Source organism: Vibrio sp. THAF190c (assembly GCF_009363355.1).
Lineage (GTDB): Bacteria > Pseudomonadota > Gammaproteobacteria > Enterobacterales > Vibrionaceae > Vibrio > Vibrio fortis_A.
The window spans coordinates 2308402-2323572 of the sequence record NZ_CP045338.1 but is presented as its reverse complement, the minus strand read 5'-3'; the positions used below and the strand labels follow the sequence as shown (position 1 = coordinate 2323572).

At 45.7% G+C, this 15171-nt stretch carries 12 protein-coding genes and 2 tRNA genes; 6 read left to right on the top strand and 8 right to left on the bottom strand.

What is annotated here, in order from left to right:
• Positions 1-59 precede the first annotated feature (59 nt).
• Positions 60-341, top strand: a complete 282-nt coding sequence (locus FIV04_RS10280) for a YeaC family protein (protein WP_032551962.1) — start codon at positions 60-62, stop codon at positions 339-341.
• 123 nt (positions 342-464) lie between these two features.
• Here FIV04_RS10280 and ansA read toward each other — a convergent pair whose 3' ends face one another.
• Entirely contained in the window at positions 465-1481 is a 1017-nt protein-coding gene (ansA, locus tag FIV04_RS10275; RefSeq protein WP_032551963.1) for an asparaginase, read from the bottom strand.
• Between the two features lie 117 nt (positions 1482-1598).
• Positions 1599-3449: a signal peptide peptidase SppA gene (gene sppA / locus FIV04_RS10270; RefSeq protein WP_152469070.1), complete on the bottom strand. Its 1851-nt coding sequence runs from the start codon at positions 3447-3449 to the stop codon at positions 1599-1601.
• A gap of 279 nt (positions 3450-3728) precedes the next feature.
• On the opposite strand from sppA, the gene FIV04_RS10265 reads away from it, so the two are divergent.
• From FIV04_RS10265 to FIV04_RS10255, 3 genes are all read left to right on the top strand, one after another.
• Complete coding sequence (locus FIV04_RS10265) at positions 3729-5738, top strand: NADPH-dependent 2,4-dienoyl-CoA reductase (RefSeq protein ID WP_172974269.1); 2010 nt, start codon at positions 3729-3731, stop codon at positions 5736-5738.
• 149 nt (positions 5739-5887) lie between these two features.
• Positions 5888-6436: an NAD(P)H nitroreductase gene (locus FIV04_RS10260; protein ID WP_032551966.1), complete on the top strand. Its 549-nt coding sequence runs from the start codon at positions 5888-5890 to the stop codon at positions 6434-6436.
• 94 nt (positions 6437-6530) lie between these two features.
• Positions 6531-8486 (top strand): DNA topoisomerase III, encoded by a 1956-nt coding sequence (locus tag FIV04_RS10255; RefSeq protein ID WP_152469068.1) that lies wholly within the window; start codon positions 6531-6533, stop codon positions 8484-8486.
• On the opposite strand, the gene FIV04_RS10250 is transcribed toward FIV04_RS10255, so the two are convergent.
• Both FIV04_RS10250 and FIV04_RS10245 read right to left on the bottom strand, forming a co-directional pair.
• Entirely contained in the window at positions 8483-9475 is a 993-nt protein-coding gene (locus FIV04_RS10250) for a DUF3080 domain-containing protein (protein ID WP_152469067.1), read from the bottom strand. The genes FIV04_RS10255 and FIV04_RS10250 overlap by 4 nt on opposite strands.
• An 18-nt stretch (positions 9476-9493) precedes the next feature.
• Positions 9494-10180, bottom strand: a complete 687-nt coding sequence (locus tag FIV04_RS10245) for an SDR family oxidoreductase (RefSeq protein WP_152469066.1) — start codon at positions 10178-10180, stop codon at positions 9494-9496.
• Positions 10181-10436: 256 nt separating this feature from the next.
• Between FIV04_RS10245 and FIV04_RS10240 the strand changes: the two genes are divergently transcribed.
• Positions 10437-11357, top strand: a complete 921-nt coding sequence (locus FIV04_RS10240; protein WP_152469065.1) for a histone deacetylase — start codon at positions 10437-10439, stop codon at positions 11355-11357.
• A 57-nt stretch (positions 11358-11414) separates the two neighbouring features.
• On the opposite strand, the gene FIV04_RS10235 is transcribed toward FIV04_RS10240, so the two are convergent.
• The 4 genes from FIV04_RS10235 to FIV04_RS10220 all read right to left on the bottom strand — a co-directional run bounded on the left by FIV04_RS10235 (position 11415) and on the right by FIV04_RS10220 (position 14071).
• Positions 11415-11505, bottom strand: a tRNA-Ser gene (locus FIV04_RS10235).
• Positions 11506-11774: 269 nt separating this feature from the next.
• Positions 11775-11865 (bottom strand) — tRNA-Ser (locus tag FIV04_RS10230).
• A gap of 147 nt (positions 11866-12012) precedes the next feature.
• Positions 12013-13815, bottom strand: coding sequence for a DUF3413 domain-containing protein (locus FIV04_RS10225; protein WP_152469064.1), 1803 nt, complete (start codon positions 13813-13815; stop codon positions 12013-12015).
• A 28-nt stretch (positions 13816-13843) separates the two neighbouring features.
• On the bottom strand, positions 13844-14071 hold the full coding sequence (locus FIV04_RS10220; RefSeq protein ID WP_032551972.1) for a YejL family protein: 228 nt from the start codon (positions 14069-14071) through the stop codon (positions 13844-13846).
• A gap of 84 nt (positions 14072-14155) precedes the next feature.
• Between FIV04_RS10220 and yejK the strand changes: the two genes are divergently transcribed.
• Positions 14156-15160, top strand: coding sequence for a nucleoid-associated protein YejK (gene yejK / locus FIV04_RS10215; RefSeq protein WP_150869014.1), 1005 nt, complete (start codon positions 14156-14158; stop codon positions 15158-15160).
• Positions 15161-15171 lie beyond the last annotated feature (11 nt).

Below are 15171 nucleotides of genomic sequence, written 5' to 3'. Positions count from 1 at the left end.
TGACTCCATTCCACGACAGGTTATTTTCTGGTGAAAATTGTTAATACTAAGGCTTTACCATGGATGCAGAACAACTTCTTAACGCAATGACCCCAGAGGTCTATGAGCGCCTAACGTATGCAGTAGAGACGGGAAAATGGCCCGAGGGTACGGCATTGACGCAAGAGCAGCGTGACTCTTGTATGCAAGCTGTCATGCTTTACCAGTCAAAGCATAATGTTGAAGCACAGCATATGACAGTTGCTGCGGGTGGTGACATTAGCTTTAAGTCGAAAGCTGAACTTAAGAAACAATTTACTTCAGATCAAGAAGATATTGTTAGAGTAAATCCTAATCACTAAGTCATACTTGTGACAATATCACATAGTTTAAGATTTAAAGTGAAAAGGGGTGGCATTGAGCCGCCCCTTTTTATTGTCTTCACTTTGAGTTTTAGCGTGTTGTCTATCCGAATACATCTTCGGTTATAGACTCATTTCACCACGCAAAACTTGCTGCATTTTTTCTTTTACTTGCTCGTAGCTTAGGTCTTGGCTAAGTAAAAAATGCAGTTTCGCCAGTGCCGCTTCAGGAGTCATATCGTAACCACTCACTACACCGGCATCGGCAAGAGCACAGCCTGTCGCGTAACCACCCATGTTTACTTTACCAGCAAGACATTGAGTCAGATTAACCACGATGACGCCACGCTCTGAGGCATCTTTTAGATGTTGCAGCAGCTCTGGGTTTTGTGGCGCATTGCCCACACCAAATGTCAGCAAGATCATCGCATTTACTGGCTGAAGCAGGGTGTTTCGAATGACTTCGTGAGAAATACCTGGGTACATTGTGATCACACCAATTGGTTGAGGTGTAATGTTGTGTACCTTGAATTCGCCCTCAGGCTTCTGATCAACCACTACATTGTTGCTTAGTTGGATATTGATACCCGCTTCAAGCAATGGGTTTAGGTTTGGCGAAGTGAACGCGTTGAAGCCATCTGCGTGTGATTTAGTACTGCGGTTACCACGCATCAACTTATTATTGAAGAACAGTGTGACTTCGTTGATTGGGTAGTTGGCTGCAATGTGCAGTGCATTCAGCAGGTTTGCTTGACCATCTGAGCGCAGCTCTGCAAGTGGGATCTGTGAGCCTGTCACAATCACTGGTTTGCCAAGGTTCTCTAGCATGAAAGAGAGTGCCGAGGCCGTGTAAGCCATGGTGTCTGTGCCGTGCAAAATAACAAAGCCGTCGTACTTATCGTAGTTAGCGCGGATGTCATCAGCAATGGTCTGCCAATCTAGTGGCGTCATGTCTGAAGAGTCCATCAGCGGAGAGTATTCATGAATCGTATACTCAGGCATCTCTGGGCGGTGGAACTCAGGCATGCTTGCTAGCTGCTTGTCCATAAAACCCGCCACTGGAACATAGCCGTGGTCATGCGATTTCTGCATACCGATGGTGCCGCCAGTGTACGCAATGTAGATATGTTTTCTTTCCATAGCGATTGTTACTTTTTGTTTATAGGGAACAGGGACGCGATTATAGCGGATAATCTGCCAATAAAAAGAGGCACCTCACACAGAGGTACCTCTTAATAGAACAGTAAGGAGAGACGTTTATTGCACTTGGCAATTCAAGCAGAATGCGTAGCGGCCTTGAGGGTCATTAAAGTTACTTAAAAGTTGGCTATCTTGTGCCAATTGTTGAGTAACTGGCTGTAAACCACTTGGGATAAGACTCTGAACATCAAGTCCTAAAGACACCTGAACTTGGTTCATGAATTCTTGAATAAATTGCTCGGTTGCTGAAAGCGGCTCTTCAACCCAGTAAACGTTGTACTCTTCAAGCTCTGCCAGCGTTGCAGCAGCAGCGATAGCGTCGTCAAAGTCACCGATTTCATCAATCAGTCCGTACTGTAGAGCATCTTGCCCTGTCCATACTCGACCTTGAGCTACTTTATCGACACTCTCTACATCCATACCGCGACTAGAGCCAACTAGACTGATAAAGCGCTTGTAGCCGTGCTCGATTCCCATTTGGAACGCATCTTTAGCGCCGTCGGTTAGGCCGGTTGTTACGCCCAGGCCAGAAAACGGCGATGTACCGACGCCATCAGTGTAAACACCAATGTCATTTAAGCCTTTTTCAAAGGTCGTAATCACGCTGAAGATACCGATAGAACCAGTAAGAGTCGTTGGCTGTGCCATGATCTTATCTGCACTCATCGAGATCCAGTAACCACCAGAAGCCGCTAGGCTAGACATAGATACCACAACTGGCTTGCCTACTTCTTTCAGAGCAACGATTTCATTTCGAATCACTTCAGACGCGAATGCACTGCCGCCCGGGCTGTCGACACGTAAAACGACAGCTTTAACTTGGTCGTCATTACGAGCTTGGCGAAGTAGAGCTGCGGTAGTGTCGCCGCCGACTGTACCGCGAGGCTGCTTACCATCCATGATCGCACCGCTTGCAATCACAACGGCAATGTCATCCGTCGAAGTTGGCAGATCTGGTAGCATGGTTGCTCGGTAGTCGTAGTAACTCAGCGCGTTGTAGCTGTCTTTGCCATCGCTACCAAAGGTGTCAGCAAGCTCTAAACGAACCTCTTGTCGTGTCGATAACTGATCAACTAGGCCGAGTTTCTTAGCAAGCTTAGCGATGTCACCATCTACAGACTCAAGTTCAGATAGGAAGGTTTCCATGCTTGGGTTTAGGGTTGCAGACTCGATCTGACGATTATTTGATACATCATCAACATAAGCTCCCCAGAGCTGGCCTAACCAACGAGACGCAGACTGTTTCGCTTCCTGCGACATGTCGTTGCGTGTAAACGGCTCGATTGCTGACTTGTACGTACCTACGCGGAATACATGCGTGTTTACGTCTAGCTTTTCTAGCAGTGTTTTGTAGTAAAGCGAGTAAGCGCTGTAGCCTTTGAGGAGAACGCCGCCATCTGGAGACATGAAGATCTTATTGGCGTAACTAGCCAGGTAATATTGGCTTTGATTGTAAAAATCACCAATGGCGTAGATTGGCTTACCCGTTGCCTTGAACTCGTTCAGCGCTTTTGCAATGTAGCGAAGCTTAGTGAGATTGGTTTCTGGCAACTCACCCAGTGCTAACACGATGCCGGTGATGTTCTCGTCATCTTTCGCGTAACGAATGGTATCAACGATATCAAAAAGCACGTTTTCTTTTGGTAAGTCCTTACCCAGCAGCGAGCCGGTGACTGAATCCATAGGGTTGATGTAACGGCTCTGCTCGACAATTGGACCAGATAGGTTAAGCACTAATGCCGATTGCTGTGGAACCGTAGGTTGTGTGTTGTCCGTTTGGAAGTACACAAAGTAGATGAGGGCAATACTCAATAAAAAGAATAGATTGACCAACGCGACACGTACGAAGGTGATCAGTTTCCATATCCCTTTAAAGATCATACCGATAAATTTGGCTATTTTTTTCATTATTTCTCCACGGCGAGAACACCATACTTAAACAAGCAGTAGTACTATTTATCTCAATAATATTAACTGTTTAGTATCCTACGTTAATTCAAAGTTCCAAACTAGATGAACTATTTGTTAATCGATAGATATTCTCATTAAGTGTAGTCATTTTAAGGGTTGTCGAGCGATTAATGCACTCAGCATTATGATCGGTGTTACAAAAATGTAAACGGTTGTTTGAAATTTTGGTTTGTGCACTATAATGTGGTCAGACCACAAGGATAAATAACAGAAGTGATGTCTGCCATGTACCCACATTTATTAGAACCTCTAGATCTTGGATTTACTCAGTTACGAAATCGTGTATTGATGGGATCAATGCATACAGGCCTTGAAGAAAATAAAGAAGGGCTGCACAAGTTGGCTGCATTTTACGAAGAGCGAGCGCGAGGGGGCGTCGGTCTTATTGTAACGGGCGGCTTTTCTCCCAACTTACGTGGCAGACTGCATCCCTTCAGTGCTGAATTCAGCAAAGTAAAACATGCGAAGGCACACCAAGTCGTCACGCAAGCCGTACACAAACACGGCGGTAAAATTGCCCTGCAACTTTTGCATGCCGGCCGTTACGCAATGCACCCATTCGCGCAAAGTGCATCGGGAATCAAGGCGCCTATTGCTAAGTTTGCACCGAGTGAAATGAGCCCTCGTCAAATCAAGAAGACGATTAATGCCTTTGCTAACAGCGCTGAGCTCGCTCAAGTAGCGGGCTACGATGGTATTGAAATCATGGGCTCTGAAGGCTACTTGATTAACCAATTTATTTGTAAGCGCACTAATATGCGTTATGACGAATGGGGTGGCTCGTACGAAAAACGTATGCGTTTCCCGCTTGAAATTGTGAAATCGATTCGTGAAGCCGTTGGTAAAGATTTCATCATTATCTTCCGTCTATCTATGCTGGATCTGGTCGAGCAAGGCAGTACCTTCGAAGATGTTGTTCTATTGGCTCAAAAGCTTGAAGAGGCAGGCGTTACCATCATCAATACTGGTATCGGCTGGCACGAAGCTCGTGTACCGACCATTGCAACTCAAGTACCACGCGGCGCTTTCTCTTGGGTAACGGAAAAAGTGAAGCCTTATGTCTCCATCCCAGTCGTGACATGTAACCGAATCAACACGCCTGAAGAAGCAGAACGTATTCTAAGTTCTGGGCAAGCAGATATGGTGTCGATGGCGCGACCATTCTTGGCGGACCCAGATTTTGTAAATAAAGCCGCTCAAGACCAAGCGCAGTTCATTAATACCTGTATCGGCTGTAACCAAGCGTGTTTGGATAATGTGTTTAAGGGCAAACGAGCAAGTTGTTTGGTAAACCCAAGAGCCTGTTACGAGACAGAAATTGTGGTTCAACCAGCAGAAGCGAGTAAATCTATTGCCGTTGTTGGTGCCGGCCCTGCGGGTTTGGCGTGTGCGACGACATTGGCTCAGCGTGGTCACAAAGTTGATTTGATAGAGAAGAATGACCGTATCGGTGGGCAATTTAGACTGGCGATGCAGATACCGGGCAAAGAAGAGTTCAGAGAGACGATTCGTTATTTCGCCAACCAAGTTGATGCGTCTGGTGTGAACCTTAAACTCGATACGGAAGCCACTTTTGAGATGCTCCTTAAGTACGATGAAGTCGTCATGGCGGCGGGTGTTGAGCCGAGAAAGCTGAACTTAGAAGGCATTGACCAAGAGAAAGTGGTCGACTACCAAACCTTGATTCGCGATAAGACACCGGTAGGCGAAAAGGTTGCAATCGTTGGTGCTGGTGGCATTGGTGTCGATGTCGCCACTATGCTGACTGAACCTGCCTCACATAGCTTGGATGACTGGCTGCACGAGTGGGGCATTGATAAGAACATGGAGCACCCTGGTGGCTTGTTCCCATACCCAGATGCAATGAGTGATAAAACCGTTTGGGTTATGCAGCGTAAAGCGGGCAGAGTGGGTAAAGGTCCGGGTAAGACCACGGGTTGGATTCATAAGCGTACCCTTGAGAAGCGTGGTGTAAACCTAATGGGTGGCGTAAGTTACGAGAAAATTGACGACCAAGGTCTGCATATTACTGTTAACAAAGAGTCGAAAGTGTTGGATGCGGATTCAGTTGTGATCTGTGCAGGCCAAGTGTCTGTGCGACCGTTTGAAGATATGTGGCAAGAGTTTGGCGGCAAGCTACACGTAATCGGTGGTGCGGACTACGCGGGTGAGCTGGATGCAGTTCGAGCGATTCGTCAAGGTGTAGAGCTAGCAACCAAGCTTTAAGCTATATCCGAGCACAGATAGTGTGAAAACTCATCAAAGCCCTTAGAGAACCTCTGAGGGCTTTTTTGTTACAGATGTTGCGACTTATTATCGTTTGTAATCTATGCTACAGTTCAAAGATACAAATAAGAAAATAGTAAGGACTTCAAATGGATGCTTTGGATCTATTGCTCAATAGACGCTCTATCGCCAAGCTATCTGAGCCAGCCCCTGAAGGTGTTGCCCTAGAGAACATTATTAAAGCGGGATTGCGTGCCCCTGACCATGCTGCTTTAACCCCTTGGCGCTTTGTGATCGCACAAGGTGAAGGGCTACAGAAACTCTCTGATATTCTGGTTCGTGCAGCAGAAGCGGATAACAGTGAAGATGCTGTTGTTGAGAAGGTGAAAAAAGCGCCTTTTCGTGCACCTATGGTGATTACCGTTATCGCAAAAGTGACTGAGCACGAAAAAGTACCGGCGTTAGAGCAGCACCTGTCTGCAGGTTGTGCCGCTCAAGCAATGCAAATGGCCGCTGTCGCGCAGGGTTTCCAAGGCTTCTGGCGTTCAGGTAAATGGATGTTCCACCCTGAGGTACATCAAGCGTTTGGACTCGAAGGCGAAGATGAAATTGTCGGCTTCTTGTATTTAGGGACGCCAGGCTGTACGCCAATGAAAGTGCCAGAGCGTAATCTATCTCAGTTTGTCGAGTTCCTATAAATACTCAATTACTGTATAAAAAAACAGTTTATCTTGATTTATTAGAGCCACATTAGATAATGTGGCTCTAATTGTTTGTTGTCTTTGGAAAATCATGTCTCGCTTAATCATCGCTGAAAAACCTAGCTTAGGTCGTGCTATTGCCGCTGCTTTGCCTAACCCACAGAAAAAGGGGGAAGGATTCATACAGTGCGGAAATGGCGATGTAGTGACGTGGTGTATTGGTCATCTTTTAGAGCAAGTCGAGCCCGATGCTTATGAAGAGCGATATAAGAAGTGGAACTTAGTCGACCTACCTATCGTGCCTGAACAGTGGCAACTCAGACCAAGAAAGAGCTCCAGTAAACAGCTAACTGTAATCCGTAAACTACTCAAAGATGCCAAACAGATCGTGCATGCAGGAGACCCTGATAGAGAAGGGCAACTGTTGGTGGATGAGGTTATCGACTATTGTAAAGTCTCCAAAACTCGCAAAGAGTCGATTCAGAGACTGCTAATCAGCGACCTAAACTTACCGGCTGTTAAGCGTGCACTAGGACAGATGCGCAGCAACAAAGAGTTTATCCCTCTGTCTGTGTCTGCCTTAGCGCGTTCAAGGGCTGACTGGCTGTATGGTATGAATATGACTCGTGCCTATACCCTACTCGGACAAAAGGCGGGATACCAAGGCGTGTTGTCGGTCGGACGAGTACAGACTCCGGTGCTTGGATTGGTCGTGAGACGTGATGAAGAGATCGAAAACTTTATCCCCAAAGACTATTTCACACTGCATGCTTTGATTCCTTATCAAAATGGCAGCGATAGCTTCGATATTCGTGCTCGCTGGAAGCCGAGCGAAGCGTGCAAACCTTGGCAGGACGAAGAGGGGCGAGTTCTTAATCGCAAACTGGTGGAGAACGTCGCTAGCCGGATTCAGAATCAACCCGCTAAAGTGGTGGAATCCGAGCAGAAGCAGACCAAACAAGCGGCTCCGCTCCCATACTCGCTCTCTGCGTTACAAATCGACGCTGCAAAACGTTTTGGTATGAGCGCACAACAAGTGTTGGATACCTGTCAGTCTCTGTATGAAAAACATAAGCTGATCACGTATCCGCGTTCAGATAGCCGTTACTTACCGAAAGATCACTACTCACAAAGGCAGTCTGTTGTTGATGCTATCGCCAACAATGCCAAAGAGCTTGAGCAAGGTGCTCAGGGTGCTGATTTGTCACTGCGTTCAAAAGCTTGGAATGACAGTAAGGTTGATGCGCACCACGCGATTATTCCAACCCCGAAAAAGTCTTCAGTGAACGGCCTTTCTGGTAATGAAATGAAGATCTACCAGCAGATTGCTCGACAATATTTAATGCAGTTCTACCCACACGCCGTCTATGCAGAGGCTAAGCTGGTATTTGATATTGCTGGAGGCGTATTTATTGCTAAAGGCCGACAGCTGGTATCTCCAGGCTGGAAAGTGCTGATGGGCAAAACGGATTCGGCTGATAAGAGTGATGGCGCTGATACGGTACCGCCTTTGCCTGAAGGAACCGTATTGACTTGTCGCGAGGGCGTGATTGGAGATAAGAAAACAGAGCCACCAAAACACTTTACTGAAGCAACGCTTCTACAGGCGATGACAGGTATTGCACGTTTTGTTGCCAATAAAGAGCTGAAATCGATTTTGAAAGAGACTGATGGGTTAGGTACCGAAGCAACCCGCGCTGGCATCCTTGATACGCTATTCAAAAGGCAATTGTTGACGCGTCAGGGTAAGAGCATTCATAGCAGCCCTGCAGGCCGAGGCTTGATTCATGCTCTCCCTGAAGATTCGACCTTCCCTGATATGACCGCACACTGGGAACACCAACTGCAAGGGATGGCGGAACGGAATCAAGCTTACCAGCCTTTCATGTCTGATCTTGAAAATAAAATATCTGGGCTTATGCATCAGGTGAAAACATCTGAAGTACCAGAATCGCTGCGCCATCTGCCTAAAGTTGAAAGGCCGGCTTATAAAAAACGTAAGGCTGGTGGGCGTAAGAAGTTTACCAAGAAGCGAGCATCGAGCTAGCGTCCGACTTTGCGGCCGCAGCGCTCAAAAAGGGCTTTCCAATAGTCTACGTGCTCACGGATGGAGACTCTGAATGCTTGATGAGTTTCTGCTAACGGAAAAGTGTAAGAGTGCAACTGCGGTTGGGCCTCGAACAATGAAAGGTGTGGGATTAGTTGTTGGTAGTAACCATCTAACTGGGCCATATAGGGCTGAACCAGTCCAATAAACTGTTGCTCGAAGACATTATTGAGGTGGCGAAATTTGGTGGTATCGCGCTGCTTTCCACAGATGATTTTGTGATCGTACGTTTTGAGTTGTTGGGTTATCTGATTTAACTCGAACGTAGCAGCACTCAAAGAGTAGTGAAGATCGCCAAGTACGACTTGTTTTTCAAGTGTCTCTTGTACTTCGGTTACCGACCCTAAGGTGAGTCTTGTATTGAAGGATTGGTCAAGATAGCCCAAAGCGTCACTGACACGTTGAACTTTTAGGCCAACATCTTCGTTAAGCCATTGGCTACCACGTAATTGAGATTGCATTGCGTCACTGGCGTAGAGAAGGTTCCATTGGTGCTGTGCGAGTTGGTCACGCTTTTGTTGATCAATTTTGAGAAGTTGCTGATGAACGTCAGACGAGATACCTTGATGATTCAAGCACTCGGACAGTCCGTTGAGGAACGCAACTTGGTAGTCAAAGTTGCGAAACTGGTCCGCGACTTTACCAAGTACAGAATTACGCTCCGCAATCAAATTGAACAGCCCGCACTCTCTGAGTTGATAGCTATCTAAAAGCCCCATCGAAATCGGCTCAATGTTGATATTAAGCTCCCGTTTTCTTGGTAGTGCTTCAAACTCCCACTCTTCTGAGATTTGACTTTCATCTTGAACTCGAGCGACGCGACTGTGGTATTCATCAAATAAGTCGCCTTGATTATCCCAACACCCACCGAGAAGCAGGCATACAGCGCCTAGAAGAGCTGATTTATAGTGGGTTGAAGGGAATCTCATCTTAGCACCTAGATCTGTCTACCAAGCGATAGCAGAGCCATCGTAGTTAAGGAAGTGACCACTTGAATCAAGGCCGCTTTGCTCGATAACTTGAATGAGTCCCTTTGCCGAAGTATCGGTATCGATAAGAGCATTTGGTCCGCCCATCTCAGTTTGTACCCAACCTGGGTGCAACGCCAATACAGTAAAGCCTTGAGAGGTCAGGTCGTTGCTTAAGCTTTTCACTACTGAGTTAAGAGCCGCTTTGGAAGAGCGATAAATGTAGCCACCTCCAGAGGTGTTCTCTGCCATACTGCCTACTCTGGAAGAGAGACAAGCGATTTTCTTAACGGCACTTTGTGAAAGATTTGGTAGCATGGCTTCAACGAGTTTGAGAGGGGCTATGCTGTTAACCTCAAACACGCGACGCCATTCGTCAACATCGGTATTGCCCAAACCGTAGCCTTTTGGTCCATAGTAACCAGCATTGTTAATCAATATATCTATGTGGCTGATTTGGTCTGCAAGTGATGACACAGCTGGGTAGTTTGTTACATCAAGTGGGACGCAGGTGAGTTGTGGGTATTGCTCACCCATAGCAATCAATGATGCCGCTGTTTTATGATCGCGATAGGTCGCGTAAACCGTGTGTCCTAACTCTAAGTATTGTTGCGTTAGGCTGAGTCCGATGCCGCGATTTGCGCCAGTAATGAAGATGGTGCTCATGAGAAGTCCTTGTAGAGAGATTAAATTAAGTTTGATGGCTTCCCAGCAGAAAATCAACGACCCACCAACTAGTTAGCAACATAGTCACGAATATCATTACTGCAACCAGAGAGCCGCAGATCACTCCACTGAATAACATTATGTTTTTCAAAATGGTGCCTCCATTTAAGTAAATGATAACTATTATCACTTATTGCGGTTGTCGCCAAGACTCAGGCTGTTATGATCTTGAGACTCCGTCAAAATGAAGCGTTTTATGATCCCGTTAATCTATCATCCCATATACTCGCAGCTCCCTTTACCAGAAGGGCACCGTTATCCAATTAACAAATATCGACTTCTCTATCAGGCTGTCGAGGCCAAACGAGCAGAATCCTCTAATTGGCATCAAGCGTTTGAGTTGTTTGAACCGCACCCCGCATCAATAGAGCAGGTGAAACACGTTCATAGTGCAGAGTATGTTGATTTGCTCACCAGCGGTCAGCTAGCTGCACCTAAGATGCGTCGTATAGGTTTTCCTTGGAGTGAGCAGCTTATTGAGCGGACGCTTTGCTCTGCTGGTGGAACGGCTCTAGCTGCTGAAATGGCGATTGAACATGGTATCGCTATTCATTTGAGTGGTGGTTACCATCACGCTCACCATGATTTTGGCAGTGGCTTTTGTCTGTTTAACGATCTGGTCGTGGCGGCGAAGCATGCGCTGACTTTTGAACACATAGAAACAGTTTTAATTGTCGACAGCGATGTCCATCATGGCGATGGTACTGCAACTCTATGTCAGAATGAGCCAGATATTGCGACGCTCTCTTTTCATTGCGACAAGAACTTCCCAGCGCGCAAGCCGTCATCTGATTTTGATGTCCCTCTATCTCGAGAAACCGAAGACACAGAATTTTTAGCAAGCTTCGAGCAAGTGACACAAATGGCTTTGATGCATTATCAGCCAGATTTGATTATCTACGATGCGGGTGTTGATATTCATGTAGACGACGAGCTTGGGTACCTTAACGTATCGACTGACGGGATCTATCAACGCGATTGCCTGATGTTTGAAATGGCGAAAAGTAATGATATTCCTATCGCGTGTGTTGTTGGGGGCGGATATCGTTCACAGCATCAAGATTTAGTGCCGATTCACATGCAGCTGTTGAACGCGGCATATAAGGTCATGAGTTAAGTTCGACGACGACAGAAATGAAAAAAGCCGCTGATTTCTCAGCGGCTTTTTCGAATGTGGTGGAGGGATAGGGATTTGAACCCTAGAACCGCTATTAACGGTTGCCGGTTTTCAAGACCGGTGCTTTCGACCACTCAGCCATCCCTCCGATGGCGTGCATAATATAAAGCATGCTGATGCTTGTAAACCCCTACAAAGAGAGTTTGCTTTCTTTATGACCGCTTTAACTGGTTTTTTTATTTGAATGCTGAAAACTTGATCAAATGAGTGCGTTGGTTTGAAGATTTGCGAGTGAATATTTGTACCGCGAGCTTATTGAGTCTCGAAGTTTAGGGAGAGGGTCGTAAATATGAGTGAAGATAACTTTAGAGTTCATAAACGAAAAAAGCCGCTGATTTCTCAGCGGCTTTTAGAATGTGGTGGAGAGATAGGGATTTGAACCCTAGAACCGCTATTAACGGTTGCCGGTTTTCAAGACCGGTGCTTTCGACCACTCAGCCATCTCTCCATTGCGGTGAATAATATAAGGCATCCTTGGGCTTGTAAACCCTTAATTTTCATTATTTAGTTTGAATGCTCGTTTTATAAACATTAGTGATAATAAAAAAGGAAGCTCACGCTTCCTTTTTTGGTTAAACCTATATTTCACTGAGTTTTAGTCGTTCTTAGTATAGAAACGTTGCAGCTCAGTCAGACCTTGCATCAACACAGGTAAGCGCGGACTCACGTCTTTCAAACGCTTGTAATCTTTGTCGTAAAGCTTGTAGTTACCAAACTTGTCGATAACCGTTGTCTGTTGTGTTGTAACCAGCGCAAGTTCACGAGAATCACCGGCTAAGATCCACTTACGCTTACTCTCGTCGAATAGGTTACGGCCACTGCTAAAATCGTTCGGGTTAGAAGAAACGCCCAATAAATCTTGTAGCAAAGTGACAGATAGATCTAAATGACTAGAACGGTGAGTGTACTCAGACGCCGTTTTACCTGGCCAATGCATAAACATAGGCACTTGCAGTTGGTAACGGCTGTAGTTTGAGTTTGCACCCCAGCTGTTTGTTTTAGTCTCGTTAAACTCAGTACCGTGGTTTGAAGTTATGATCACAACGGTATTCTCAGTCAATGACAATTCTTCAAGAGTTTGGTAAATCGTTTGTAGTTCATTGTCTGCCGCCATCGCTGATTTTTGATAGTCGGCAGTGAATCGCTCAACAGCACTGCGAGTTTCATTGCTGTCATTTTGGTAGTTGGTGAAATTATCCAGCGTTGTGAGCTCGATAAAGCTAAACCAAGGTGCGCCAGCATCTGGAGATTGTACCCATTCAGACCAAGCATTAATGGCACTCTGGTCATCGTAAGTCGCTGCACTCTCTTCTACATTTCTGCCTCGGAAGATAATTTCAGAGAACATTGCATCTTCGAAGTGATCGCCACTGAAGGCAGCGATGCTGTAGTTGTGGTGTTCTAGAACATCGAGTAATACCGCGTTCGAACCTTGTGATTTAATGCTGCTTGAGTAGCTGCTTGGCAGCCCATAGAACAGACCGAAAATGCCATACATATCATTACTAGAGCTGTAATGATTGGTGAAGTTAATTCCTTCTTTGGCATACGCAAAGCTGTTTGGCATTACGTCGCTATTCAGAGCGTCAGCGCGCAGGTTATTCACGCTAACTAGAAGAATGTTAAGGTCAGCACTGCGGCGGTTATATTGAATCTCTTCCAGTGGGTAGCTAACAAGATCAACGTTATCAGCATTTGCTTCGCGTCGCTCTAAGTACTCTTCACGGTCAAGTAAGCCGTGTTTCTCCATGAAGCTTTTCGCTGTCATAGGGTAAGAGAGTGGAAAGTTCGCCTTTTGGCTGGTAATTGGGTTATAGAAGTACGCATCTGCCCAAATGTAGGTGAGATGGCTACTAATAAAACTTAAGAAAAACACAGCGGCTATAGGTCGGCCGACATGTTTGTGTGAAAGTTTGCGCTGTTTGCGCCATACCCACTCAGAAAGACCGAGCTGGAGCATGAAGATCAGCGGCATAACGATGAATAGGTGCTGCAAGTCTGAACTGAACGCAGTCTCTTCTTCGCTAAATAGTACCTCCCAAACGACAGGCGTCAGGTGGAGGTTAATGCTTTGATAGGTTTGAGTATCTATCAATAGAACAGTTAATCCGATTGTTGCGAAGCAAACCGCAACAAGTCGGAGTAACTTTCTTGACGGTAATATAAAGGTGAGTGGGAACAACACCAATAGGTAGAGAGCAAATACTAAAAAGCCAAAGTGGCCAACCCAAGAAACGGCCAGATAGAACTGTCCTAATAGAGTTTCGGGCCAAGCTGATTGAGTGATATAACGAGTACCGATCAACATCGCAGCAATGATGTTGAAAAATGCAAACCAGTGACCCCAACCAACTAGTCGAGATACACGATCGCTATATGAGTTTGCGCTGTCTACCATTTATTATTCTTTTATCCGTCAGTCTATCTTAGTGAGACTTCTTTTCGTCAAGCGAAGAGATTAATGCCTCGGCAAATTTTTCAGCAATTCCTTTGCGTTGTGAAGCAGCAACGTTCTGATTTAAGACATTGGTTGCGATATTTCCGGCGATCATCAGTGAAAGTTCTGGTGAAGCTTTGTGCTTAGACAGTACAGCACCTACTTCAGCTAGGATGTTTTCAACTTGTTCATCTGTGTATTTAGATATAATCGGCATAAGGACTCTAATAATGATAGTAAAAGCGGCTTATGATAACCTACAATTCACGACAACTGAAACCTGAACGATAATATTTTCACTATGAGCCTTCATCTTTCCAACGTAATTTTACACCAGCTGAGCAAGAACGATCAGGATGAACTGATTGTTAACTTCCGTGCTGAGTCTCTCGATAACGATGCTTCATCTGAAAGCTTAGTGGCTGAACTGCATCGCGTTTTTAACTCAAAACCTGGCAAAGGGTTTGGTGCATTTAAGTCCGACAGCGAATTTCAACAGTGGTTGCATGAACTTCGTAAAGGCGAGACAAATTTCTACGATTTCTCACAAAAAAGTGCTCAACGTCTGAAAGAAGAGCTTTCAAAATACCCGTTTGCTGATGAAGGTACGTTGGTTTTAGCAGAATATCAGTCGCTGGCGACAGATTACCTATTCATCGGTCTGCTGCCATCAAACCAAAGCCTTAAAGTGACCGAAGGCCTTGATATCAGTGCAACAGACTACCTAGATATCTCGAAAATGGACATTGCGGCTCGTCTTGACCTATCGACGTACGAAACGGATAAAGAGTCGAATCGCTACCTTGCATACATTAAAGGTCGTGTTGGCCGTAAAGTGGCAGACTTCTTCTTAGACTTTTTACAAGCTGAAGTAGGTTTGGATGCAAAGCAACAAAACCAAGTACTGATGCAAGCAGTAGAAGACTTTGTTTCTGACTCTAAGCTTGAGAAAGAAGAAGCGATCAGCTACAAGAAACAGGTAGCTGATTACTGCAACGAACAGTTGAAAGCGGGGGATGAGGTTCAGGTTCGTGAGCTTTCTGGAGAGCTTCCTCCAAGCACAGACGGTACCAGCTTTTTAGATTACACCAGCGAACAGGGGTATGAGCTTGAAGAGAGTTTCCCTGCAGATCGCGCGACAATGCGTAAACTGACCAAGTTTGTTGGCGCCGGTGGCGGCTTGAACGTGAGTTTTGACAGCCTGCTGCTTGGCGAGCGTATTTTTTACGATCCGGAAACAGACACACTGACGATCAAAGGTACTCCACCAAACTTACGTGATCAGTTGACTAGAAATAAGTCATAGAGTTAAGTTAA

Excerpts from the sequence above, each read along its gene's own strand:
- FIV04_RS10280 (WP_032551962.1), top strand. The coding sequence starts at position 60 with ATGGATGCAGAACAACTTCTTAACGCAATGACCCCAGAGGTCTATGAG.
- ansA (WP_032551963.1), bottom strand. The coding sequence starts at position 1,481 with ATGGAAAGAAAACATATCTACATTGCGTACACTGGCGGCACCATCGGT.
- sppA (WP_152469070.1), bottom strand. The coding sequence starts at position 3,449 with ATGAAAAAAATAGCCAAATTTATCGGTATGATCTTTAAAGGGATATGG.
- FIV04_RS10265 (WP_172974269.1), top strand. The coding sequence starts at position 3,729 with ATGTCTGCCATGTACCCACATTTATTAGAACCTCTAGATCTTGGATTT.
- FIV04_RS10260 (WP_032551966.1), top strand. The coding sequence starts at position 5,888 with ATGGATGCTTTGGATCTATTGCTCAATAGACGCTCTATCGCCAAGCTA.
- FIV04_RS10255 (WP_152469068.1), top strand. The coding sequence starts at position 6,531 with ATGTCTCGCTTAATCATCGCTGAAAAACCTAGCTTAGGTCGTGCTATT.
- FIV04_RS10250 (WP_152469067.1), bottom strand. The coding sequence starts at position 9,475 with ATGAGATTCCCTTCAACCCACTATAAATCAGCTCTTCTAGGCGCTGTA.
- FIV04_RS10245 (WP_152469066.1), bottom strand. The coding sequence starts at position 10,180 with ATGAGCACCATCTTCATTACTGGCGCAAATCGCGGCATCGGACTCAGC.
- FIV04_RS10240 (WP_152469065.1), top strand. The coding sequence starts at position 10,437 with ATGATCCCGTTAATCTATCATCCCATATACTCGCAGCTCCCTTTACCA.
- FIV04_RS10225 (WP_152469064.1), bottom strand. The coding sequence starts at position 13,815 with ATGGTAGACAGCGCAAACTCATATAGCGATCGTGTATCTCGACTAGTT.
- FIV04_RS10220 (WP_032551972.1), bottom strand. The coding sequence starts at position 14,071 with ATGCCGATTATATCTAAATACACAGATGAACAAGTTGAAAACATCCTA.
- yejK (WP_150869014.1), top strand. The coding sequence starts at position 14,156 with ATGAGCCTTCATCTTTCCAACGTAATTTTACACCAGCTGAGCAAGAAC.